At 59.1% G+C, this 21,007-nt stretch carries 22 protein-coding genes; 12 read left to right on the top strand and 10 right to left on the bottom strand.

Translation table 11 applies throughout. The annotated features are described in order from the left end of the window. Positions 1–137 precede the first annotated feature (137 nt). Positions 138–1,619, bottom strand: coding sequence for a methyl-accepting chemotaxis protein (locus E4P00_RS26035; RefSeq protein WP_148852303.1), 1,482 nt, complete (start codon positions 1,617–1,619; stop codon positions 138–140). Positions 1,620–1,715: 96 nt separating this feature from the next. Further along, on the bottom strand, positions 1,716–2,522 hold the full coding sequence (locus E4P00_RS26040; RefSeq protein ID WP_248133329.1) for a TatD family hydrolase: 807 nt from the start codon (positions 2,520–2,522) through the stop codon (positions 1,716–1,718). A 236-nt stretch (positions 2,523–2,758) separates the two neighbouring features. Between E4P00_RS26040 and E4P00_RS26045 the strand changes: the two genes are divergently transcribed. From E4P00_RS26045 to E4P00_RS26055, 3 genes are all read left to right on the top strand, one after another. Then, positions 2,759–4,180, top strand: a complete 1,422-nt coding sequence (locus tag E4P00_RS26045) for a transglycosylase SLT domain-containing protein (RefSeq protein ID WP_248133330.1) — start codon at positions 2,759–2,761, stop codon at positions 4,178–4,180. Positions 4,181–4,284: 104 nt separating this feature from the next. Continuing rightward, the gene (locus tag E4P00_RS26050) at positions 4,285–4,719 is read left to right on the top strand and encodes a DoxX family protein (protein WP_032877146.1); all 435 of its coding nucleotides are present in this window, start codon (positions 4,285–4,287) and stop codon (positions 4,717–4,719) included. Positions 4,720–4,978: 259 nt separating this feature from the next. After that, positions 4,979–5,287, top strand: a complete 309-nt coding sequence (locus E4P00_RS26055) for a hypothetical protein (RefSeq protein ID WP_032877145.1) — start codon at positions 4,979–4,981, stop codon at positions 5,285–5,287. Positions 5,288–5,291: 4 nt separating this feature from the next. On the opposite strand, the gene E4P00_RS26060 is transcribed toward E4P00_RS26055, so the two are convergent. Genes E4P00_RS26060 through E4P00_RS26070 form a run of 3 tightly spaced genes read right to left on the bottom strand, consistent with a single transcriptional unit; the run spans position 5,292 to position 8,698 of the window. Continuing rightward, positions 5,292–7,034, bottom strand: a complete 1,743-nt coding sequence (locus E4P00_RS26060) for a Gldg family protein (protein WP_248133331.1) — start codon at positions 7,032–7,034, stop codon at positions 5,292–5,294. A 15-nt stretch (positions 7,035–7,049) separates the two neighbouring features. Next, entirely contained in the window at positions 7,050–7,775 is a 726-nt protein-coding gene (locus E4P00_RS26065; protein WP_248133332.1) for an ABC transporter permease, read from the bottom strand. Next, the gene (locus E4P00_RS26070; RefSeq protein ID WP_078820693.1) at positions 7,772–8,698 is read right to left on the bottom strand and encodes an ABC transporter ATP-binding protein; all 927 of its coding nucleotides are present in this window, start codon (positions 8,696–8,698) and stop codon (positions 7,772–7,774) included. Before E4P00_RS26070 ends, E4P00_RS26065 begins: the two co-directional genes overlap by 4 nt. Before the next feature lie 238 nt (positions 8,699–8,936). Between E4P00_RS26070 and E4P00_RS26075 the strand changes: the two genes are divergently transcribed. Both E4P00_RS26075 and greB read left to right on the top strand, forming a co-directional pair. Continuing rightward, complete coding sequence (locus E4P00_RS26075; protein WP_078820694.1) at positions 8,937–9,935, top strand: hypothetical protein; 999 nt, start codon at positions 8,937–8,939, stop codon at positions 9,933–9,935. Between the two features lie 112 nt (positions 9,936–10,047). Next, the gene (greB, locus tag E4P00_RS26080; RefSeq protein ID WP_005786387.1) at positions 10,048–10,527 is read left to right on the top strand and encodes a transcription elongation factor GreB; all 480 of its coding nucleotides are present in this window, start codon (positions 10,048–10,050) and stop codon (positions 10,525–10,527) included. Between the two features lie 38 nt (positions 10,528–10,565). Here the strand turns inward: greB and E4P00_RS26085 are convergent, their stop codons facing one another. Beyond that, positions 10,566–13,076: an ABC transporter permease gene (locus E4P00_RS26085; RefSeq protein WP_032877140.1), complete on the bottom strand. Its 2,511-nt coding sequence runs from the start codon at positions 13,074–13,076 to the stop codon at positions 10,566–10,568. After that, on the bottom strand, positions 13,076–13,759 hold the full coding sequence (locus tag E4P00_RS26090) for an ABC transporter ATP-binding protein (protein ID WP_005786391.1): 684 nt from the start codon (positions 13,757–13,759) through the stop codon (positions 13,076–13,078). The genes E4P00_RS26085 and E4P00_RS26090 overlap by 1 nt, the downstream gene beginning before the upstream one ends. A 10-nt stretch (positions 13,760–13,769) precedes the next feature. On the opposite strand from E4P00_RS26090, the gene E4P00_RS26095 reads away from it, so the two are divergent. The 3 genes from E4P00_RS26095 to E4P00_RS26105 all read left to right on the top strand — a co-directional run bounded on the left by E4P00_RS26095 (position 13,770) and on the right by E4P00_RS26105 (position 15,768). Then, on the top strand, positions 13,770–14,375 hold the full coding sequence (locus tag E4P00_RS26095; RefSeq protein WP_032877139.1) for an arylesterase: 606 nt from the start codon (positions 13,770–13,772) through the stop codon (positions 14,373–14,375). A gap of 58 nt (positions 14,376–14,433) precedes the next feature. Then, positions 14,434–14,727 carry a hypothetical protein gene (locus E4P00_RS26100; RefSeq protein ID WP_003189866.1) on the top strand — a complete coding sequence of 98 codons (294 nt, stop codon included), beginning with the start codon at positions 14,434–14,436 and terminating at the stop codon, positions 14,725–14,727. A gap of 78 nt (positions 14,728–14,805) precedes the next feature. Then, the gene (locus E4P00_RS26105; protein WP_078820695.1) at positions 14,806–15,768 is read left to right on the top strand and encodes a L,D-transpeptidase family protein; all 963 of its coding nucleotides are present in this window, start codon (positions 14,806–14,808) and stop codon (positions 15,766–15,768) included. 71 nt (positions 15,769–15,839) lie between these two features. On the opposite strand, the gene oprI is transcribed toward E4P00_RS26105, so the two are convergent. After that, a complete protein-coding gene (gene oprI, locus E4P00_RS26110; protein WP_003172710.1) occupies positions 15,840–16,091 on the bottom strand; it encodes an outer membrane lipoprotei OprI in 252 nt (83 codons plus the stop codon). Positions 16,092–16,704: 613 nt separating this feature from the next. On the opposite strand from oprI, the gene E4P00_RS26115 reads away from it, so the two are divergent. Next, positions 16,705–16,986 carry a GNAT family N-acetyltransferase gene (locus E4P00_RS26115; protein ID WP_003189869.1) on the top strand — a complete coding sequence of 94 codons (282 nt, stop codon included), beginning with the start codon at positions 16,705–16,707 and terminating at the stop codon, positions 16,984–16,986. Positions 16,987–17,061: 75 nt separating this feature from the next. Here the strand turns inward: E4P00_RS26115 and E4P00_RS26120 are convergent, their stop codons facing one another. Together E4P00_RS26120 and E4P00_RS26125 are read right to left on the bottom strand one after the other, a co-directional pair. Then, a complete protein-coding gene (locus tag E4P00_RS26120; protein WP_032877137.1) occupies positions 17,062–18,138 on the bottom strand; it encodes a 3-deoxy-7-phosphoheptulonate synthase in 1,077 nt (358 codons plus the stop codon). 130 nt (positions 18,139–18,268) lie between these two features. Then, a complete protein-coding gene (locus E4P00_RS26125) occupies positions 18,269–18,703 on the bottom strand; it encodes a pilus assembly protein PilZ (protein ID WP_078820697.1) in 435 nt (144 codons plus the stop codon). Between E4P00_RS26125 and E4P00_RS26130 the strand changes: the two genes are divergently transcribed. From E4P00_RS26130 to E4P00_RS26140, 3 genes are read left to right on the top strand one after another with little or no spacing between them, the layout of a single operon-like run. Beyond that, positions 18,702–19,088: a hypothetical protein gene (locus E4P00_RS26130; protein ID WP_005786417.1), complete on the top strand. Its 387-nt coding sequence runs from the start codon at positions 18,702–18,704 to the stop codon at positions 19,086–19,088. The genes E4P00_RS26125 and E4P00_RS26130 overlap by 2 nt on opposite strands. Then, positions 19,085–20,047: a putative 2-dehydropantoate 2-reductase gene (locus tag E4P00_RS26135; protein ID WP_078820698.1), complete on the top strand. Its 963-nt coding sequence runs from the start codon at positions 19,085–19,087 to the stop codon at positions 20,045–20,047. The genes E4P00_RS26130 and E4P00_RS26135 overlap by 4 nt, the downstream gene beginning before the upstream one ends. 15 nt (positions 20,048–20,062) lie before the next feature. Beyond that, the gene (locus E4P00_RS26140) at positions 20,063–20,980 is read left to right on the top strand and encodes a 5'-nucleotidase (protein WP_005786420.1); all 918 of its coding nucleotides are present in this window, start codon (positions 20,063–20,065) and stop codon (positions 20,978–20,980) included. Positions 20,981–21,007: the final 27 nt, after the last annotated feature.

The following is a 21,007-nucleotide window of genomic DNA, read 5'->3' on the forward strand; positions in this document are numbered from 1 at the left end:
TGATCAGGCGAGGGACTTTGCAGAGGTTCTTGGGTAAAAGAAGTCGGCGTTATTCGCGGAGATGGCGAGGAAGTTTCGCCTAAACTTCAGGTAAACCGAGGCTTGGTGGTAGGAATCGGATTACAGGTGGAACAGTCTTACAGCTTCAACTGCCCAATCGCCTTGCTCAACTCACCCGCCAACGTCGCCAGTTCATTGCTGGTGGTCGCCGACGACACGGTCTGCTGTACAGTGTTTTCGGTGACATCGCGAATACTCACCACGGCGCGGTTCATCTCTTCGGCCACATGGCTTTGCTGTTCGGCGGCGACGGCGATCTGAGTATTGCTTTCGCGCATCTGCGCCACGGCACCGGTGATTTGCGCCAGTGCGGCGCCAGCTTCCTGGGCTTGTTGTACGCAGTCGTCGGCCTTGAATGAGCTTTCCTGCATAAAGTCCACCGCATCGCGAGTACCGGCTTGCAATGCCGAGACCATGCGGGTGATTTCGTCGGTAGAGCTTTGCACGCGCTTGGCCAGGTTGCGAACTTCGTCGGCAACCACCGCGAAACCTCGGCCCATTTCCCCGGCGCGGGCGGCTTCGATGGCGGCGTTGAGGGCGAGCAGGTTGGTCTGTTCGGCGATGCTGTGGATCACCCCGACCACGCCGTTGATCTGTTGGCTGTCCTGGGCCAGTTTCTGGATCATTTCGGCGGTCTGTTGTACGCCGTTGGACAGCCCGGCGATTGAACGCTGTACGCGGATGACCACCTCCTGGCCGCTGCCGGCGAGGGTGTCGGCGGTCTGGGACAGGTCGCGGGTAGCGCCGGCGTGCTGGGCGATATGGTGGACGGTGGCGGTCATCTCATTGATGGCGGTGGCGGCCTGGTCGGTTTCGCTCTGCTGGCCGAGCATACCGTGCTGCACCTCGTTCATGCTGCTGGCCAGGCGTGCGGCGCCGTCATCCAGTTGCCGGGCGGTGCGTGCCACGGTGTTGACCACGCGCTGGTAGCCGGCCTGCATGGCGTTGAATGCACTGGCCATCTGGCCGACTTCGTCCTTGCAGGCCAAGGGTACGCGTGCCGACAGGTCGCCGGTTTTCTCGACGTGCAGCATCACGTCCTTGAGGGTGTTGAGTTGGCTGAGCAGGAAGCGGATCAACAGTTGTGAGGCGCCGAGCATGGCCAGCATCAGGATTGCCACGGCGACGGCATAGTTGGCGAAGCGCTCGCTGAACACTTGGCCAAGGCTGGGTGCGTAGGCGAGGACGGCGACGTGTTGACCGTCAACGCGATCGATCACCTCGGCGCCTATCAGTGGGTTTTTGCCCAACAGCGGCATGTGATTGAGTTCGACCCAGCCGCTGGCAGTACTCAAGGCTGGAAGAGGCTGGTCGCCCAATTGTGGGGTTTGCCCCTGGGCATAGACCAGCCATTGCTCGCCGGTGGGCAGGGCTTTGTCGGCTGGCCAGGCGCTGAGCAACCGCCCCTGAGCCTGGGCCGAAGCCTGGGATGCCTGGCTGCGTGCCTGTTGCTCAAGCTGTACCGCGTACAGCACCAGCAGCAGGGTGGTAATGAAGGCGACCGCATTGACGGCCCAGAATTTGTACTTGAGCGAGATATTGCTAAGCCAGGCACCCATGGAAGGTTTTCTCTGATAGCGGAAACAGTATTGGCAAGGTGCCATTATTGTGCCGCTACTCAGAAAAGCGTTTTTGACATGCGTCAATGCACGGCATCAATCCACATCAGGTAAGCCGAAAAAACGGCGGGCGCAGGCGGTGCTGTGCAATGCCAGGTCTTCGAGGGTTTCATGACGGTGCAAGGCCACTTCGCGCAGGACTTCGGGCAAGTACGCCGGTTCATTGCGACCGTTTTTTGGCTTGGGGCGCAGGGTGCGCGGCAGCAGGTACGGCGCGTCGCTTTCCAGCATCAGGCGGCCCCTGGGAATTTCCCTGACCAGCGGATGCAGGTGCGTCCCACGGCGTTCGTCGCAGATCCAGCCGGTGATGCCGATATGCAAGTCCAGGTCCAGGTAGCTGAACAGCGCCGCTTGTTCACCGGTGAAGCAGTGCACCACGGCGGCGGGCAGGTGGTCGCGGTAGTCTTTGAGGATCTCCAGCAGGCGCTGGTTGGCGTCGCGCTCGTGGAGAAACACCGGCAGTTTCAGCTCGACGGCCAGGGCCAGGTGGTGTTCGAGGACTTTTTCCTGCTGGGGGCGAGGGGAGAAGTCGCGGTTGAAATCCAGCCCGCACTCGCCCACGGCACGCACCCGACTTTCTCCCAACAGGCTACGCAGGCGCTGTGCACTGTCGCCGTTCCAGTCGCTGGCAGAGTGAGGGTGGATGCCAGAGGTACTGAACAAGCGCTGGCCGCTTTCATCAAGTTTTGCACACAGCTCCAGGGCCTGTTCACTGCCCTCGATGCTGGTGCCGGTGAGCACCAATTGCTGCACGCCAGCGGCGTAGGCGCGTTCGAGGACAGCCTGGTGCCTCTCGTCGAAACTGGGGTTGGTCAGGTTGACGCCGATATCAATGAGTTGCATGGTGCTATCTCCGCCTGCGGCCGGAAAGCATATCAGAGCTGTAGATTTATAAGAAAAACCAAGAACTACAACGCGTTATCGCTGTCTTTGAACGTCGCAAGCGACATTGTGGTTGGCCAGTTGCCTGTCACTGTGTCGCCGTTGCGCGCCTTGCCAGCGCATAGAGCGCTCTGTTTCTGACCTCCAGCACTTTGTTATTCGCGAAGGCGCTGGCCAGTATTCTTTCCGGAGAGCGGATGATCCGACCCTCGGCGTTGCTTATGTTGTGCCTGACGTTGCTACTGCCCATGGCGGCGGTCGCACGTCTGGACGGGCCGTTGGAAGTCACCAAGCCTGGCAAGGTGCGTGACCTGGCGCAAATTCGTTCCAGTCGCACCCTGCGCGTACTGGTCAACCAGAGCCGCAACAGCTCCGGTGAAGTGCAGGGCCAGGCCATCGGCGTCGAATACCATCGGTTGCGTGCCTTCGAACAGTACCTCAACGGTCACGCCCGCGATGGCCAGGAAATCAACCTCAAGATCATCCCCAAGGCCAAGGACCAGTTACTCGGCGCGTTGGCCCGTGGCGAAGGCGACCTGGTGGCGCCCGGCGAGTTGCTGGATGTGAAGGCCATACACAAAATCAGCGCCAGCGAGCCGATTGTCAGCGATGTGCCGTTGTGGCTGGTCGGCGTCAAGGGAGAGCGACGATTTACCAAGTTGGAGCAATTATCTGGTCGCACGTTGACGCTGACCACCGGCAGTGCGGCGGCGGATGCCATCAGTCAGGTCAATCAGAAACTGGCGCTGCACAAACGAGCGCCGGTGAAGGTGGAGTGGGTTGACCCTAGCCTGGCGGTAGAGGATGTACTGGAGATGGTGCAGGCCGGGATTTTTCACCTGACGATCGTTGAAAAACCGATTGCCGAGCGCTGGTCGAAAATCCTGCCCAAGCTGCGCTTTGACAAGCAGGTGGTAATCAGCGAACCGGGTGACGAGTTCTGGTTCGTGCGCCAGGACGCTTCGATGCTGCGCGCCAGCATTGACCGATTTCTCAAGACCTATCGAACCCCTGCCGATCAGGACGTGGCGTTCCAGCGTATCTACCGACGCCTCTATCAGGTGCGCAACCCGCTGGCGCGCGCCGACCGCCAGCGTCTGGAAAAACTGCGCCCGGTCCTGCAAAAACATGCGCGCGAGCAAGGGATGGACTGGCTGAACCTGGCGGCGTTGGCATTCAAGGAGTCCTCCCTGGACCCAGGCGCACGCAATAGCGGCGGCCCGACCGGCCTGATGCAAATCACGCCTTCGGCGGCGCAACGGGTGGGGGTCAACAACATCGAGAGTCTCGATAGCAATGTGCAAGCTGGCGCACGTTACCTGGCGTTGATCCGGCGTAAATTTTTCTCCAGCCCCAAGCTCAACGAGCGCGAGCGCATGGCTTTTGTGCTGGCGGCCTACAACATGGGCCCGGAGCGGGTCCAGGGGATGCGCACCGAGGCCAGGCGCCGCGGGCTGAACCCCAATCAATGGTTCTTCCAGGTTGAACGCATCGCCATGGAGCAGGTGGGGATGGGCGGCGTCAGCTATGTTAATAGCGTCAACAAGTATTACTTGGCGTTCGACCGGGAGCGAGAGTCCCTGGAGCCGCCTGCAGCAAAAATTGCCTTACGCAAATAATCAAATTTATCGATATTAATTAGGCAATATTTGCGCTTTTGTCATTGTTTAAACTGATTAATATAGCGGCCAACCAACCCCTACCTGGAAAAGGATTTACTTAAATGAGCCCAATGATTACACGCGTCCTGTCCACCCGCGCCGGTTACGGCCTGACTATCCTGCGCATCTTCGTCGGCATCATCTTTGCCGCTCACGGTTCGCAAAAACTGTTCGGCTGGTTTGGCGGCGGCGGCCTGGCGGGTACTGCCCAATTCATGGAAAGCCTCGGCCTGACGCCGGGTACCCTGATGGCAGTGTTGTCGGGCGGTACCGAGTTTTTCGCCGGCCTGGCCCTGATCATTGGTTTGCTCGCTCGCCCGGCAGCATTGGGCCTGACCTTCCTCACGCTGGTTGCGATCTTCTCGGTGCATATCCATAACGGCTTGTTCATGGCCAACAACGGGTATGAATTTGCTTTGGCTTTGCTCGGCGGGGCGCTGGCGGTATTGCTCGAAGGTGCGGGCAAACTGTCGGTTGATCGCGCCATCACTGACTGATCTGTTTGCATGTCCCGGAAAAGGCCCGCATCTGCGGGCCTTTTCGTTGCTCGGGATTCTTGACACTGCCCCACCGGCTTCTCTAGGATGCTGTTCATGCGCCGATTTAAACAGCTAATTGCGGGGCGCCACTGGGACTCAATGCAGCCCGATAGAAGTCCGTATCCTCACCCAGGGCGCTCTTCGAAATACCGCTAAAGCGCTGGTTCGGTGTTGCCTCTCACCTGCCCGCAGACTTTTGAGGCAGAGACACGACACGATGAATGCACCACGCCCTCTCATACGCCTGGCCCCGATTACCGCGGACCTGACTCAACGCAATCCGAAAATCCTCCTGGGTGGTAAACACCAGCCGACGCTCCTGCGTTATCTGGACGGCTGGCCACGCCGTAGCGGTCGGCCCTCGGCGTTCCTGATCCAGTTTGTCGAGGACGGCGAATCCCTGGCTCGTTTTGCCAGCAATAGTTTCGACCTTGCAGTGATCCAGGCGCCCAATGCCGGCGACGCCCATGAAGTGATTCACCAACTGACGCGTATTGCCCGCCAGGGGTTGATTGCGCGGCGTTGAGCCGTCAGTCATAGACCGCTGGCGCGGCTGATCGGCGTCGACGTTGGTGGAGGGAAAGTCCCCAGGCAATCAGGCATAACAGTAACGGCATCGTGGCGATCATCAGCCCTTTAAGGTATCGCTCGAAACGCTGCAAGGGCGCGTATGCCTGGGCTTTGAGTGCATGCAACTCGATGGGCAATTGCAGGCGTTCCTTGTTGAGTGCCTGCAACTGGGTGTTGGTATCCACGGCCTGTGTGACCAGGCTTGCGTGCCCTGGATTCAGCCTTTGCCATGCTTGCTCTGTGAGCTCTTGTCGTCGCTCCAGTTCAACCGCACTTTTGCGATAAGCCTGTGCGGCTTCTTCGCGCATGTGTTCGAGCCTGTGCAGTGGCTGGGTGATGACGCGCGGTCGGATGCGCCTGAGTATCTCCGGAACTGCCAGGTTATCCAGGGTATTCAATACAAATTGCGCATTACCGTTGGGCTGAGCGTTGCTGACAGCGTCCGCGAGTACGTCAGTGTCGGCCACGACCACCACCTGGATCTGCTCGGCATGTTGCATCCCCGGTGGCTGGCCCTTGAGGCCGTCGGGAAACACTGAATAAGCGGGGCCCTCAACGCGGGCGGCAATCACGTGGCGCTCTCCTGTCGTGGCGGTTTCATCGATGAGTGAGTCGAACGTGGTCGCAGAAGCAAAGCGCCCTGCATCCAGCAGTGCGGACTGCCGGGAGCTCTGTAGCAAGGGGGTCAGCAGCGTACGATTTTTGTTGGACAGGGAGAGGGCGCCGCTGCTGGACACGGTCACGGCATCCAGGTTCCAGGTGCTCAGGTCTGTCGGGTTCATTGCCTGCCGTGGAAGTTCCAGCCTGGCTGGGTGCAGTACCTTTGGCATTCCGGGGCCGGGCGTAGCCGATGAGGCGTAAATATTATCGACCAACAGCTTGTCCGCAGGCATTTGTATACCCCATGCAGTGAGCAGCGCATCCAGCCTGGCGTTGGTCGTTATGGCTTGCGCAGCTATCTCGCTCACCGGGTCGATAAAGGCCATCAGCGTTGCGCCTCTCATTACCGCTTGCTCAATGGCATACAGAGCCTGCTCGGGCAGGGCACCGGGCTGTACGACCATCAATGTACTTATCGATGACGGCACTTGAGCGATGGTCGATGCCAGTTCCACCACGTTGAATTGTTCGCGCATCTGTTCCAGTAGTTCGCCGGCAGGTTCATGTAGCGCCAGTCCCGACAGCAGGCCGATAGTGGGACGTTCAGGGTGCATGAGTTTGTGGAGCAGGTGGCTGATTTCATATTCAAGCAATGACTCATGCTCAGGACTGAACAGGTCAATGCGTTGCGCGCTATGTCCGGCACGGGTGCCAATAAGGCCTAGGAATCCTTGCGTGTCATCCAGGCCAAACAAACCGGCTTTGTAAGCGTCTTCTGAAAAAGGCGTTGGGTTGATGACATGTAGATTGATCATGCCGTTGGCCGCTTTTTCGACTTCCTTGAGCATGTCTTCAACGCGACGGCCGTAACGACTCACTGCCTGGCTCCGTTGAGGGGCATTGATAGCATTGAAGTAATACAGGTCCAGTGGGGTTTCAAGTGTTGTCAGCAGTTGGCGCGTTGATGACGATAAGGTATGGATTTGTGTGTGTGAAAAGTCCCAGCGGATATTGGGTAGTTTCGGTACCCAGACCAGATTGAAGGCCAGAAACAGTAGCGATATGACAAGTAAGGTCATACCCGCACGAAGAGCGGATCCCATCAGTGGCTTTCCTTCTCAGCTGTTCTTGTAGTTGAGTGTGATGGTCGTCGCAAAGAGAAAAGCCAGGATCATACTTATAAAGTAAAAGCCGTCATGCAGTGTCAGTTTGCCGTTATCCATCGTGCTAAAGCGAGCAATAGGGTCAAGGGACATCAGGCTGTCGATAATCCAAATGGGTGTCTGGCTATCAAGTGCATCCAGCATTGAGGAAAGCGCGCTGGCAATCAGCAATAAGCCCAGTGTGAGCAGGAAAATAATGATGCGTTGCTTGGCAAGTACACAGATGAAGCAGCCCACCGAGAGATAACTTCCGGCCAACAACCAACTGGCCAGGAATTGTGACGCGATAACGGCATTATCCGGTGTGCCCAAATAGTTGACCGCGATCACCAAAGGGAAAATAAACATTAAGGCAATGGCGCAGACGGTCCAGGCTGCCATGAATTTTCCGACCACCTGTTCAGTGGCGGTGACAGGCAAGGATTTCAGCGTGTCGCAAAAGCTGCTGTTGTATTCATCCGACCACAACTGCGTCGATAAAATGGGGACCAACAATAGATAAAGCCAGGGGTGCAGTTCGAAGAAAGCTTGCAAATCGCTGCTGTTTCGCTCCATCCATTGCTGGGTGTCCAATCCCAATGTCGCACACAGCACGAGGAAAACCGCCACACTCAGGTAAGTGCTTGGTGAGCAGGCATAACTGGCGAGTTGACGCTTGAAAATAACAGGTAGCAGTCTCAAGCAGGTATCTCCTGGCTCAGATGGTGAACGACATCGCCCAGGCGACCCGGCTCCAGGCTCAAAGACGTTATGTTCCAGCCGCGATGTGCGATAAGCGCGTTAATCGAGGGGAAGATGGAGTGCCCGGGCATGGCCAGGACAGTCACCTTGCCCTGTGCATGTCGGTCCTCCTCGATGCCCGCGACACCGGGTAATACGGCAAGTGCGAGTAAGTCCAAGGGGCTGTCTGATGCCAGGGTCACCGCCTGGAAATGCCGGGAACTGCGCTGCAGATCCGCCAGCGAAGCATCGGCGGCCAGGCGGCCACCGGCGATGACCAGGGCACGGGTGCACATGTCCGTCAGTTCGTGGTACTGGCGGGAGGCGATAACGACCGTCATGTCCTCGGTCAGGGACTTGATGAGTGCGCTGAACTTGAGCCTTTGATCAGGGCATAGCCCCTGCGTGGGTTCATCGAGCAGGAGCAGGCTTGGGGAGTGGACTAAAGCCTGGGCCAATGCAACTCTGCGCTTCAAATCAGGGGGCAGTATGTCGGCGGGGCAGTCGAGCACGGGCATCAGGTCCAGCCGTGCGGCTACCTGCTCTACCTGGCTGCGCTTTTCCAGGCCCCTCAAACCACGAATGGCCGCAATAAAATCAAGTATGTTTTTGACGGACATTCTATGGTGGGTGAGTCCGCCTTGAAGTTGATAGCCAATGGCTTTTTTGGCTTGAAGTGAATGAGTTTGGGTATTGAACCCCAGAATATTGATTTGCCCAGAAGTCGGTTTGATCGTACCGGCGATCAAGTTCAATAAGGTCGTTTTCCCTGCGCCACTTTCTCCCAGCAGGCCCACGCATTCCTGATGCTGCGCACTGAAGGAAATATTGGTAATTGCGCTTGTTCTGCCCAGCTGTTTTGTTAAGTTGCTTATCTCGATCATGTCGTTACCGAATAAGTGTTCGGGGCGTGTGCGAAGCGGCGCTGTATAGGGAAGGGCCTTAAAAAGAGTACGTTCATTAGTTGTGGTTGGGAACGCACGGCGCGACTTATAAGAAGAATCCTACGTTCGGCTCGATAATTCGCTGAAACAATTGTTTTGTTTGGAGGGCTTATTAATGTTCGGATGTTTATCTGATGTTTATATAAGGTTTTCTCTTTTGTAACGAGGCCTGATCGCCATGATGCTTCTACGTACTCTTGTTCTTGAGCGCAGCGATGCGCAGGCACCTGTAAACGGTGCGCTGCTCTGTGGGTTTGCTGTCGCCCAAACCGCTTCTAACTTTCTTGTGTATAGCCTCGATGAAGAAGCCGAACCTGGTCATTCCAGGGTCTACATCGCGGTTCTGCGTAAAAAGCTTGAACGCTATTTCCTGGGCGGCGTTGATTCGAAGGAGGATTTGCAGGTGGCGATGCAGGTCTTCAAGCAGGTTCTGACGCAGGCGGCCGCACCAGGCTCCAAGGCGATTCCGGCTGCCGAGCCCCAGGTTCCGTTCCATTTCATTGACCTGAAGGGGTGCAGGTTGCCGCCTGCCCGACCCGAGGATCACCATTCGGTGATCATCAAGAAAGCGTTGGTGATGAAGGTGATTACCCTGGGCATGTCAGCCCCTGCGCTGCCTGCCATCGAAAGTAGTACGGTGATCGTGCCGTCGATCCGCTTCTCATCGCAAATGGTTGCACCGCCACGCAACCCAACCCCACCCAGGATTGCGCCACAGCCTGTGGTGGAAGATATCGTGGAAGAACCGGTGCCATCGTTTGTGCAGATGCCGCAGGCGCCCGCTGAGGCAGTTAAGGTGCCTTTTCAGGTTGAACAGCCTGAAGTCCCACCGTTTGAGGAGCCTGCGCCGCTGGAGCAAGAGTCTTTGCTTGAGATGGATAGCACCCTGAGCAATCTCGCCAAGGTCGCTCAGGAGCTGACGCAAAAAAAACGCGCTGTCCTCGAAAAGGAAGAGCAACTTGAGCAGTGGCAGATGCGGCTGCAAGAGCAGCAAAGCCAATTGGACGAAAAACACCGAGAGCTGGAGCAGCGTCATACTCAATTGCAGGATCAGCAATCAGAGGTCAACCAAAAGGCGGAAAAGCTGGCGATGATGATGTCGCAGCTGTCAGGAGTGCGCCAGCATCTGCACGGGACGCTCTTTGGCCTGGATCAGGTCCTGGATGGCCAGGGATAAGCCGATGGGCTCGCCGCCCAGGTTCATTTATCATCACCCCCAGCCAGCCAACGCCTGGGCATGATGCCTGGCGTATTTGGCACCATTGGACACTGCCTGGGGATGCAAGCGTTTGAGTACCAAGCTGATTACCAAAGAAGGCCATGAAGCGCTTAAAAAAGAGTTGGATTACCTGTGGCGGGAAAAGCGTCCGGACACCACGCGCAAAGTGACTTGGGCGGCCTCCCTGGGCGATCGCAGTGAAAACGCGGACTACCAGTACAACAAGAAACTGTTGCGGGAGATCGACCGGCGGGTGCGCTACCTGCGTAAACGCCTGGAAGATATGCGCGTGGTGGAATACATGCCCGAGCAGGAGGGCAAGGTGTTTTTCGGCGCATGGGTCGAAATCGAAAACGAACAGGGTGACACCAAGCGTTTTCGTATCGTGGGTTATGACGAGATTTATGACCGAATGGATTACATCTCCATCGACTCGCCCATGGCACGGGCTCTGCTGCGCAAGGAGGTGGACGATGAGGCAATCGTGCACACCCCAGGCGGCGAGGTGTGCTGGTGGATCACCAAGATTGAATATGTGAAGCAGGCATAATGGCCCGTGCTCTGAACCGAGCACGGGCCAGCCAGGTCTCAGCCTTCGCGCAATACGGTCAGCGGGCTGGCATTCAGTGCGCGACGCGTGCCGAATACCCCGGCAGCGCCGATCAGCACGGCCCCGATCACGGGTAGCAGTAGCAGCCACGGGTGGGGGTGCCACGCCAGGTCAAAGGCGTAGCGGTACAGCACCCACGTCACCAGTTCGGTGCCCAATGCCGCCAGCAGGCCACTGACGGCACCCAGCAGGCCGAACTCAATGCGTCGCGCCTTGATCAGCAATTTGCGCTCGGCACCCAGGGCTCGCAGCAAGGCTCCCTGGCGGATGCGTTCGTCCAGAGTGGCCTGCAAGCCGGAGAACAACACCGCCATGCCCGCCGCCAACACAAACAACAGCACGTACTCCACCGCCAGTGTCACTTGGGCAAGGATGCTGCGCAACTGCTCCAGCAACGCTTCGACCTGCAGGATAGTGACAGCCGGGAAGGCCCGTGCAAGATCGACGATCTGTTGGTCGTGACCGGGTGCCAGGTAGAAACTGGTCAGGTAGGTCGCGGGTAAGTCTTTCAAGGTGCCGGGCTGGAAGATCATGAAGAAGTTAGGCTGGAAATTATCCCAGTTGATGGTCCGCAGGCTGGTGACCCGTGCCTCGCGGTTTTCCCCGCCGATGGTGAACAGCAAATGGTCGTTGAGCTTGAGTTTCAGGCTCTCGGCCACCTTGGCTTCCACCGACACGCCAGGAATCTCATCGCTTGGTTGCGCCGACCACCAGGCGCCTGCCGTCAGGGCGTTACCCGGAGGTAAATCGGCAGCCCAGGTCAGGCTCAGATCGCGTTGAATCGCACGGTCGCCACTGGAGTCCTTGCTGACAATCTCTTGCACGGGTTCGCCGTTGATGCTGATCAATCGCCCCGGCACTACCGGATACAACGGTGCCGCTTGCGCCTGTACTTCCAGCAGGCGGGCGCCAAAGGTGTCCTTGTCGGCCGGCAGGATATTCAATGCGAAGTAGTTGGGCGCGTCTTTGGGCAGTTGATTTTGCCAGGTGTCGAGCAATTCGCCCCGCAACAGTGCGATCAATCCCATGGACAGCAGAATCAGGCCAAAGGCCAGGGATTGGCCTGCCGCCGCCAGCGGGTGGCGCAGCAATTGGCCCAGGCCCAGGCGCCAGGGCAAGGAGGCGCGAGCCAATAGGCGTCGCAGGCTTTGCAACATCAGCAGCAACAAGCCGCCAAGGATCAATGCCGCGACCACGCCGCCGCCCAGCAGAGCGAAGGTCAATACCAGGTCCAGGCTCAGGCGCCACATGATCAGGCCCAAGGCAAACAGCGCCGCGCCGTAGACCATCCAGGTGCTTGAGGGGATGGGCAGCAAATCGCGGCGCAATACCCGCAGCGGCGGTACGCGCCCCAGTGCCGCCAGTGGTGGGAGGGCGAAGCCTGCGAGGGCGACCAGCCCGGTGCCGATCCCCGCGACGGCCGGCAGCAATCCGCCCGGCGGCACATCGGCGGGCAGCAGGTCGTGGAGGAAATAGAACAAACCAAATTGCGCCAGCCAGCCGAGCAGGGCGCCGACCAGGCTTGCCAGCAAGCCCAGTACGCTCAGTTGCAGGCTGAACAGCAACATGGCTTCACGTCGTGACAATCCCAGGCAGCGCAACAACGCGCTGGCATCGAAACGACGACTGGCGAATCGATTGGCCGACAGTGCCACGGCTACGCCGGCCAGCAGCACGGCCACCAGGCTGGCCATGTTCAGGTAGCGCTCGGCCTTGCCCAGGGCGCCGCCGATCTGCTGGTTGCCATCGCGCGAGTCCTGCAGTCGCTGGTTGGCGGCAAGGCCAGGCTTGATCAAGTCGCGATAGGTTTGCAGCGCCGTGCTGCCTTGCGGGGCGCGCCACAGTTCGCGGTAACTCACACGGCTACCTGGCTGGACTACTCCGGTGGCGTCCAAGTCGGTCAGGTTGATCATCACCCTGGGCGTGAGGCTGTAGAAGTTGCCGGCCCGGTCGGGCTCATACGTCAGGATACGCGCCAGGCGCAGGGTCTTCATGCCGACATCGATGCTGTCGCCGACTTTCAGGTCCAGCGCGGTCAGCAGCCTTGCTTCCACCCAGGCTTCACCGGGTTTGGGGCCGCCGCCCTGCGTTTGCGTACCGAAGGGCTCGGCGCTGCTTTTCAACTCGCCGCGCAAGGGGTACTGCTCGTTGACGGCCTTGATACTGGAAAGCTGAATGCCATTGTCCGTGGCGATAACGCTGGAGAACTCCACGATGCGGGCGTGATCCAGGCCCAGTTCGGCCCCGGACCTGATTTGCTCGGGGCGGGCAGGTGAGCTGCCTTCGAGCACCAGGTCGGCGCCGAGGAACTCGGTGGCACGCAACAGCATGGCGCCGTTGAGGCGCGCGCCGAAGTAGCCGATGGCGGTGCTGGCCGCCACGGCCACCAGCAGGGCAAAGAACAGCACGCGCAGTTCACCTGCGCGGGCGTCGCGCAGTAACTGGCGCATGGCAAGGCTGAACAGGCGCAACAGCGGCAAACGTGCCATCAAGGCTCCAGGGGCGCGACCATCAGGCCGGCTTCAAGGCGGATCAGGCGTCGGCAACGGTGGGCCAGGCGCTCGTCATGGGTGACCAGTACCAGGGTCGTGCCGCTCTCTTTATTGAGCTCGAACAGCAGGTCGCTGATGCGCTCGCCGGTATGGCTGTCGAGGTTGCCGGTGGGTTCGTCGGCAAACAGCACGTCCGGTTCGGCGGCAAACGCGCGGGCAATGGCGACCCGTTGCTGCTCGCCACCGGACAGTTGGCGCGGCGAGTGGGTCAGGCGCTGGCCCAGACCCACACGTTCCAACAGATGCCGGGCACGCTCGCGGGCGTCCTTGCGGCCGTCCAGCTCCAGCGGCAGCATCACGTTTTCCAGTGCGTTGAGGCTGTCGAGCAGTTGGAAGGATTGAAAGACGAAACCCACATGTTCGGCACGGATGCGTGCACGCTGGTCTTCGTCAAGCGTGCTCAAGGCTTGCCCCGCCAGAGTGACTTCGCCGCTGCTGGGCAGGTCGAGGCCGGCCAGCAGGCCCAGCAGGGTGGATTTACCGGAACCGGAGCTGCCGACGATAGCCAGGCTATCGCCCTTGTTCAGTTCCAGGCTCAGTTCGTGCAGGATAGTCAGTTCACCTTCCGCGCTGGGAACCACTTTGCTAAGGTTTCGCGCGGTGAGAATGCTTGCGCCCATGGAGAATCCGATGCGAATGTGGTTTTTGAGTGCTGGCCTGGCCTTGATGTGCATGGCCCAGAACGCAGCGGCGGGTACAGTCCTGATCGTTGGCGATAGTATCAGTGCCGGTTTCGGCCTGGATACCCGCAAAGGGTGGGTTGCGCTGCTGGAGCAACGGCTCAAGCAGGAGGGTTTTGACGACAAAGTGGTCAACGCATCCCTCAGTGGCGACACCAGTGCGGGTGGCCTCGCACGCCTGCCTGCGGCGCTTGCAGAGCATAAGCCTGACGTAGTGGTTATCGAACTTGGGGGCAATGATGGCTTGCGCGGGCAGCCGCCGGCGCAATTGAAACAAAATCTTGCGTCGATGATTGACCAGTCCAAGGCTGGCGGTGCCAAGGTGCTGCTGCTGGGTATGCAGTTGCCACCCAATTACGGGCCTCGATACACCACCGCATTTGCACAAGTCTATGGTGAGTTGGCCAAGGAAAATGACATTCCCCTGGTGCCGTTTTTCCTTGAGGGGGTGGGCGGTCATCCAGAGCTGATGCAGGCTGATCAATTGCACCCGGCGGTCGCGGCCCAAGGCAAGTTGCTGGAAAATGTCTGGCCGGCGCTAAAACCGCTGTTATGACGCTTTTCTACCGGCAGGCTTTCGGCTAAGGTGGCGCCCCCCTGATTTGGAGCCCTCGATGTCGCGCCCTGCCTGGTCCCTGTTTAACTACCAACTGATCGAGCCGGACGAGCAGCTGGATCTGTTCGCCTGTCAGGAAGTTCGGGTGCATCTGGTGGCGCGTCAATTGGAGTTGGGCGGCTCGATCGACCGCACGCTCTGTGGCACTTTATTGCCGGCGCAGCCACGCTGGTCGTCGGTGAATCGCTCGATCTTCCAGGATCAGCGCCTGTGCCCGTTGTGCCGGGCGATTCTGGAATCGCAAAAGCGCGGCACGCCGCCGATCTGGCCGGAGCTGCGGTTCGAGCTATAAAACAGCTTGAAGCCTGGCGCTGCGAAGCCGTATACAATCAATTTTTCCCTACCCGTCGTCTTGCGAAGGATTTTCCGGATGTTGTCGCGCCTTTCCGTCGTCACCTGCTGCCTGTCTCTCGCTGCGCTTTGTGCGGCCGGTTCGGCGGCAGCCTTGCAGTTGCCCCTGCCGCCGCCAGGCGAGGACATTGTCGGTCAGGTCCAGGTCATCAAGGCCAAGTACGAAGATACCTTTGCCGACCTGGGCACCACGTACGACCTGGGCTACTCGGAAATGGTTGCGGCCAACCCCGGCGTCGATGCCTGGCTGCCGGGCGCGGGCACCGATATTGTGCTGCCGACACGTTTTATCCTGCCGCCGGGGCCACGGGAAGGCATTGTGATCAATTTGGCCGAGTACCGGCTCTACTATTATCCAAAGGGCCAGGACGTCGTCTACACCTTCCCGCTGGGCATCGGCCGTGAAGGCTGGGGCTCGCCGATCGCCCACACCAGTATCATCGCCAAAACGCCGAACCCGACCTGGACGCCACCGGCCTCGATCAAGGCCGAGCACGCCGCCAACGGTGACCCGCTGCCCAACGTGGTGCCTGCCGGTCCGGATAACCCGCTGGGGCCGTTCAAGTTCACGCTGGGCACGCCGGGTTACCTGATCCATGGCTCCAACATGAAATTTGGTATCGGCACGCGTACCAGCCACGGCTGTTTCCGCATGTTCAATAACAACGTACTGGAAATGGCCGGCATGGTGCCGGTGGGCACCTCGGTACGCATTATCAACGACGCCTACAAGTTCGGCAGCAGTGGTGGCAAGGTCTACCTTGAAGCTCATACCCCGTTGAACGATGACGGCACGCCTTCGGTGGTCGACAAGCACACGGCGGTCATCAACGCGTTGCTCAAGCGTGAAGACCTGTCCAACAACCTGCGCGTGAACTGGGACCAGGTGCGTGATGTGGTCGCGGCCGAGGATGGTTTGCCGACCGAGATTGGCGTGCCGGGCGCGGCGCCGGTGGCCTCCAGCACGCCGGCCGACCTGTAGGCGCGTCAAGCGCGAGGCAAAAAAAAGCCGACCCATAAATGGATCGGCTTGATAACAACCCCGAAGGATTATTACTTGCGGCTTGCTTTCTCAAGCATGCGCAGAGCGCGCTCGTTAGCTTCGTCAGCAGTCTGTTGTGCTTTTTGAGCAGCAGCCAGAGCTTCATCAGCTTTACGGTAGGCTTCGTCTGCACGAGCCTGGGAGCGAGCTGCTGCGTCTTCAGTTGCAGTCAGACGAGCTTCGGTTTCTTTGGAGACGCTGCTGCAACCGGTAGCCAGAACTGCGGCCAGAGCCAGAGCAGAGAATTTCAGAACGTTGTTCATCGTGTTCCCCTTCAAGGACTTTCAATTAGATGGCTACTTGCTCAGAGTGAGCTAATAGCCGGCGTACATACTACCCATTACTTGTAGTAAGTAAACTGACGTTGCGCAAGAAGCAAAAAAAATTCCTGTGCCGAATCTATTTTGGCTAACCTTTTGAAGGTTTGTATGAAAACTGTCCAATTTTTTTCATCTCGATCGACATTGGATCCAGGCTGAAAGGGCCGGCCCGCATGTGTTAAGCCTTGTAAACAGATGAAAATTTATATATCGAAGCGGGCACTTTCGTTGCCATCGGCTTTACTCCGGCTGGCATCTTTTGCGCATCTAGAGGTGACTTTAAGAGCGGCAGTTCGTCTCAAGCTTCAACTGCCGGCAATGTTCAGGCTATCGGTCAACGGTTGATCGAGGCCCTTTCTATATATCCAGCCGGGGCAGGGAATGATGAGTGCGCCTTGAGCAATTGCAGGATTGGTGCCTACTATTCCCTACGTGCTGGCTGTGAGCGCTCAGGGTTTTCTCGTTGTCGAAACCGGCACGGGGTGGCGTAGATGTTCCTTCGCCGGAAAAACATCGGTAAGGTAGGGTCAATATTCAAGACCCGCGAGGAGTAGTGATGAGCGAGGCGTTGTCCATCCACCATGACCAGGCTGGTCATCAGTTCGAGACCAATGTGGACGGTCATCGTGCCTATCTGACCTATATGGACCTCGGGAAGCAGACGCTGGATATCTATCGCACGTTCGTGCCCAACGCGCTGCGCGGACGAGGCATTGCCGCCGCGTTGACAGAAGAAGCCTTGAAGTTTGCCGAAGAGGCCGGCTACACGGTGATCCCGTCGTGCTCGTATGTCGAACGCTACATGGAGCGCCACCAGCGCCATGCCGCAAAGCTGTAACTGACCAGTTGCCAATAAAAACGCCGGGCTTAGCCCGGCGTTTTTGTGTGCGTCTGATCCAGAAAAATGCGTGGTTCAGCTGCGTTTGCGCTTGGGCAACACGTCCTTGAGCTTGGCGTGCATGCTGCGCAGGGTGTTTTCGGTAGCCGCCCAGTCGATGCAGGCATCGGTAATCGACACGCCGTACTGCAAATCGGCCAGATCCTTTGGAATTGCCTGGCAACCCCAGTTCAAATGGCTTTCGACCATCAAGCCGATGATCGACTGGTTGCCTTCCAGGATCTGGTTGGCGACGTTTTCCATCACCAGTGGCTGCAAGGCCGGGTCCTTGTTGGAGTTGGCGTGGCTGCAGTCAACCATGATGTTTGGCTTGATCTTGGCTTTGTTCAGCGCCTGTTCGCACAGTGCGACACTGACCGAATCGTAGTTGGGCTTGCCGTTGCCACCGCGCAGCACTACGTGACCGTAGGCGTTGCCCTTGGTGGTGACGATGGAGACGCCACCTTCCTGGTTGATACCCAGGAAACGGTGAGGGCTGGAGACCGATTGCAAGGCATTGATCGCCACGGTCAGACCGCCGTCGGTACCATTCTTGAAGCCTACGGCCGAAGACAGGCCGGACGCCATTTCGCGGTGGGTCTGGGATTCGGTGGTGCGTGCGCCAATGGCCGACCAGCTGATCAGGTCCTGCAGATACTGCGGGGAGATCGGGTCCAGCGCTTCGGTGGCAGTGGGCAGGCCCATTTCAGCCAGGTCCAGCAACAGTTTGCGCCCGATGTGCAAGCCGTCCTGGATCTTGAACGAGTCGTCCAGGTACGGGTCGTTGATCAAGCCTTTCCAGCCGACGGTGGTACGCGGTTTCTCGAAATAGACGCGCATCACCAGATACAGGGTGTCGGACACTTCCGCGGCCAGCACCTTGAGACGCTCGGCGTATTCGTGGGCAGCCTTGAGGTCGTGGATCGAGCAAGGCCCGATCACCACGAAAAGACGGTGGTCGGTGCCATCGAGAATGTCACGGATGACTTCGCGACCCTTGGTGACGGTCTGCAGGGCAGCGTCGCTCAGGGGGATTTCGCGCTTGAGCTGATCGGGTGTGATCAGGGTCTCGTTGGATTCGACGTTAAGGTCATTGATCGGTAAATCAGCCATCGTGTTACTCGCCAGGGTCACGGGTGCCGGCCGCCAGCCATCCCCGTGCGGCGGGCACAGCATGATTTGAATACAGGGGGGAGGAACCTTAGCGCGTAACACGGGCCCGCGACAATGGGCAAAGCCCGGTTTAATCCAGCGCCGATTGCACAACGGCCTCATTGGAGAACTCGGCGGCGTGGCGCGACACCCAGTCACGGGCCATGGCTTCCAGTTGCGCAGGTGTTGGCTCGGTGTTTTCGTGCAGGCGACAGTAACGTTCGATCTGGCACACTTGCTCGCCCATTCGGGCACCGAACAAGGCGTGCTCATCGGTAAAGCAAATACCGACGCGATAAGCGTTTTCGCCTTTGCGGCACCAGGCTACATAGCCCGGATAACGGGCGCTGGGCCCCAGGGAGGGGATATGCAGGTCGACCGCCGTGCCTGGGCGCCAGGCTCGCGGCCAATTGCAGGCGACGCCGCCGCGGCCGATAGTGTGCAGGCGTTGACGGGGCAGGGCAGGAGAGGGACGTTGGATCAACTCGACAGCGACATCATCAGGGTGAGGTAAAAAACGACCCATGTACACGGACTCCGAGCGCCGTCCGGTTGACGGCAGTGGCAGCAGTATAGTGAAGGAACTGGAATTGACCGACCTGGATATTGACCAGCAATTGCTGGGATTGCCAGGTATTTCGCTGGTAGTGTTTACCAGTGTCGGCTGCTCCAGTTGCCGTTGGGCACGCCAGCAACTGCCGAGTTGGCCGCTGCCGGTGGACCGCGTGTGCTGGGTTGATGCCGGGCACAATGGCGGTGCAGTCGAACGCTACCAGATCTTTCATTTGCCGGCGTTGTTCCTGGTGTGCGAGGGTCAGTTCCTCGGGCAATTACAGACACGGCTTACGGCATCCGACCTCGCCAAATGTGTAAACCAGGCGCTCACACGCACACCAGAGGATTTGCCATGACAGCCCTTTCATCCCCGTCGCCACGCATTGGCATTATTGGCACGGGTGCCATTGGTGGTTACTACGGCTTGATGCTGGCGCGTGCTGGCTTCGACGTGCATTTCCTGTTGCGCAGCGAATATGCAGCGGTCAGTCAACATGGCCTGCATGTCAACAGCACGGTGCATGGCCCGTTGCACCTGCATCCGGTTCAGGCCTATGCCTGCGCCGCCGACATGCCGTCATGCGACTGGCTGTTGGTGGGCACCAAATCCACCGGCAACGTGGACCTGGCGCCTACTATCGCCCAGGTCGCGGCGCCGGATGCCAAGGTGGTGCTGCTGCAAAACGGCCTCGATGTAGAGGACAGTCTGCGTGAACATTTGCCAGCGTCGCTGCACCTGCTCGGCGGGCTGTGCTACATCGGCGTGTACCGGTCCGCTCCGGGTGTGGTCGAGCATCAGGCACTGGGCCGGGTCAACCTGGGGTATCACAGCGGTACGGCTGCCAACGATGAGGCGCAGCAAAAGGCAATTGTCGAAGAGGGCGCGGGGCTGTTTCACCGGGCCGGCATCGAGTCCCAGGCCATGGCCAACGTGCATCAGGCGCGCTGGCATAAACTGGTGTGGAACGTGCCGTATAACGGCCTGTCTGTGTTGCTGGGCACGGGAACCAAGGCCATGATGGCGGATGAGTCCAGCCGCGAATTGATCCAGGCCTTGATGGCCGAAGTGGTGCAAGGCGCCCGTGCCTGCGGCCATGAAATTCCCGTCAGCTACGCAGGGCAGATGTTTGCCATGACCGAAACCATGGACGATTACTTGCCCAGCATGTATCACGATCACGTGCATAAGCGCCCATTGGAATTGGCGGCGATCTACGCCCGGCCCCTGGCCGCTGCGAGGGCGGCCGGTTGCGAGCTGCCGCGTATGCGGGCGCTGTTCCAGGCCTTGAGTTTTATTGATCGGCACAATCGCTGATTGGGGGGAGACACCATGGCAAAGGGGTTGGGTGACAAGCTGGTGCTGGCGATTTCCTCGCGGGCGCTGTTCGACCTCAGTGACAGTCACAAGGTCTACCTGGCTGAAGGTGTTGAGGCTTACCGCAAATACCAGATCGAACACGAGGAAGAAACCCTCGAGCCCGGCGATGCCTTCCCGCTGGTCAAAAAACTGCTGAGCCTGAATGCCAGCTTGGGCCGTGCGCGGGTTGAGGTGGTACTGGTGTCGCGCAACAGTGCCGATACCGGGTTGCGGGTGTTCAACTCGATCCAGCATTACGGCCTGGACATTTCGCGCGCCGCTTTCGTCGGCGGGCGTAGTCCTTATCCTTATTTGGCGGCCTTCGGTTGTCATCTGTTTCTCTCCACCCATGCTGAAGATGTGCGCAGCGCCCTGGATGCCGGTTTTGCCGCGGCGACGATTCTGTCGGGCGGTGCGCGTCGGGCTTCGAGCGAAGAACTGCGCATCGCATTCGACGGCGACGCAGTGTTGTTCTCCGACGAGTCCGAGCGTGTCTACCAGGCTGGCGGGCTGGAAGCCTTTCAGGCCAGTGAGCGGGAGTCGGCGCGCCAGCCGTTGCACGGCGGCCCGTTCAAAGGCTTCCTGGCGGCGCTCAACCTGTTGCAGCGCGAGTTTGCCGATGACGCCTGCCCGATCCGCACGGCGCTGGTCACTGCACGTTCGGCGCCGTCCCATGAGCGTGTAATTCGTACGTTGCGTGAGTGGGATATCCGCCTGGACGAGTCGCTGTTTCTCGGGGGGCTGGAAAAATCCGCCTTCCTGGAGGCCTTTGCGGCCGATGTATTTTTTGATGACCAGGCCGGGCATTGCGAGAAAGCCAGGGAGGTGGTGGCCACCGGGCATGTGCCCCATGGCATCAGTAACGAGTTGAGAATCCAGACCGAGAGCTAGCTGCTAAGCTCATTCAATCTCCGCCAT

Origin of the sequence: Pseudomonas sp. B329, assembly GCF_023127835.1 — a bacterium.
GTDB classification, from domain to species: Bacteria; Pseudomonadota; Gammaproteobacteria; order Pseudomonadales; family Pseudomonadaceae; genus Aquipseudomonas; species Aquipseudomonas synxantha_A.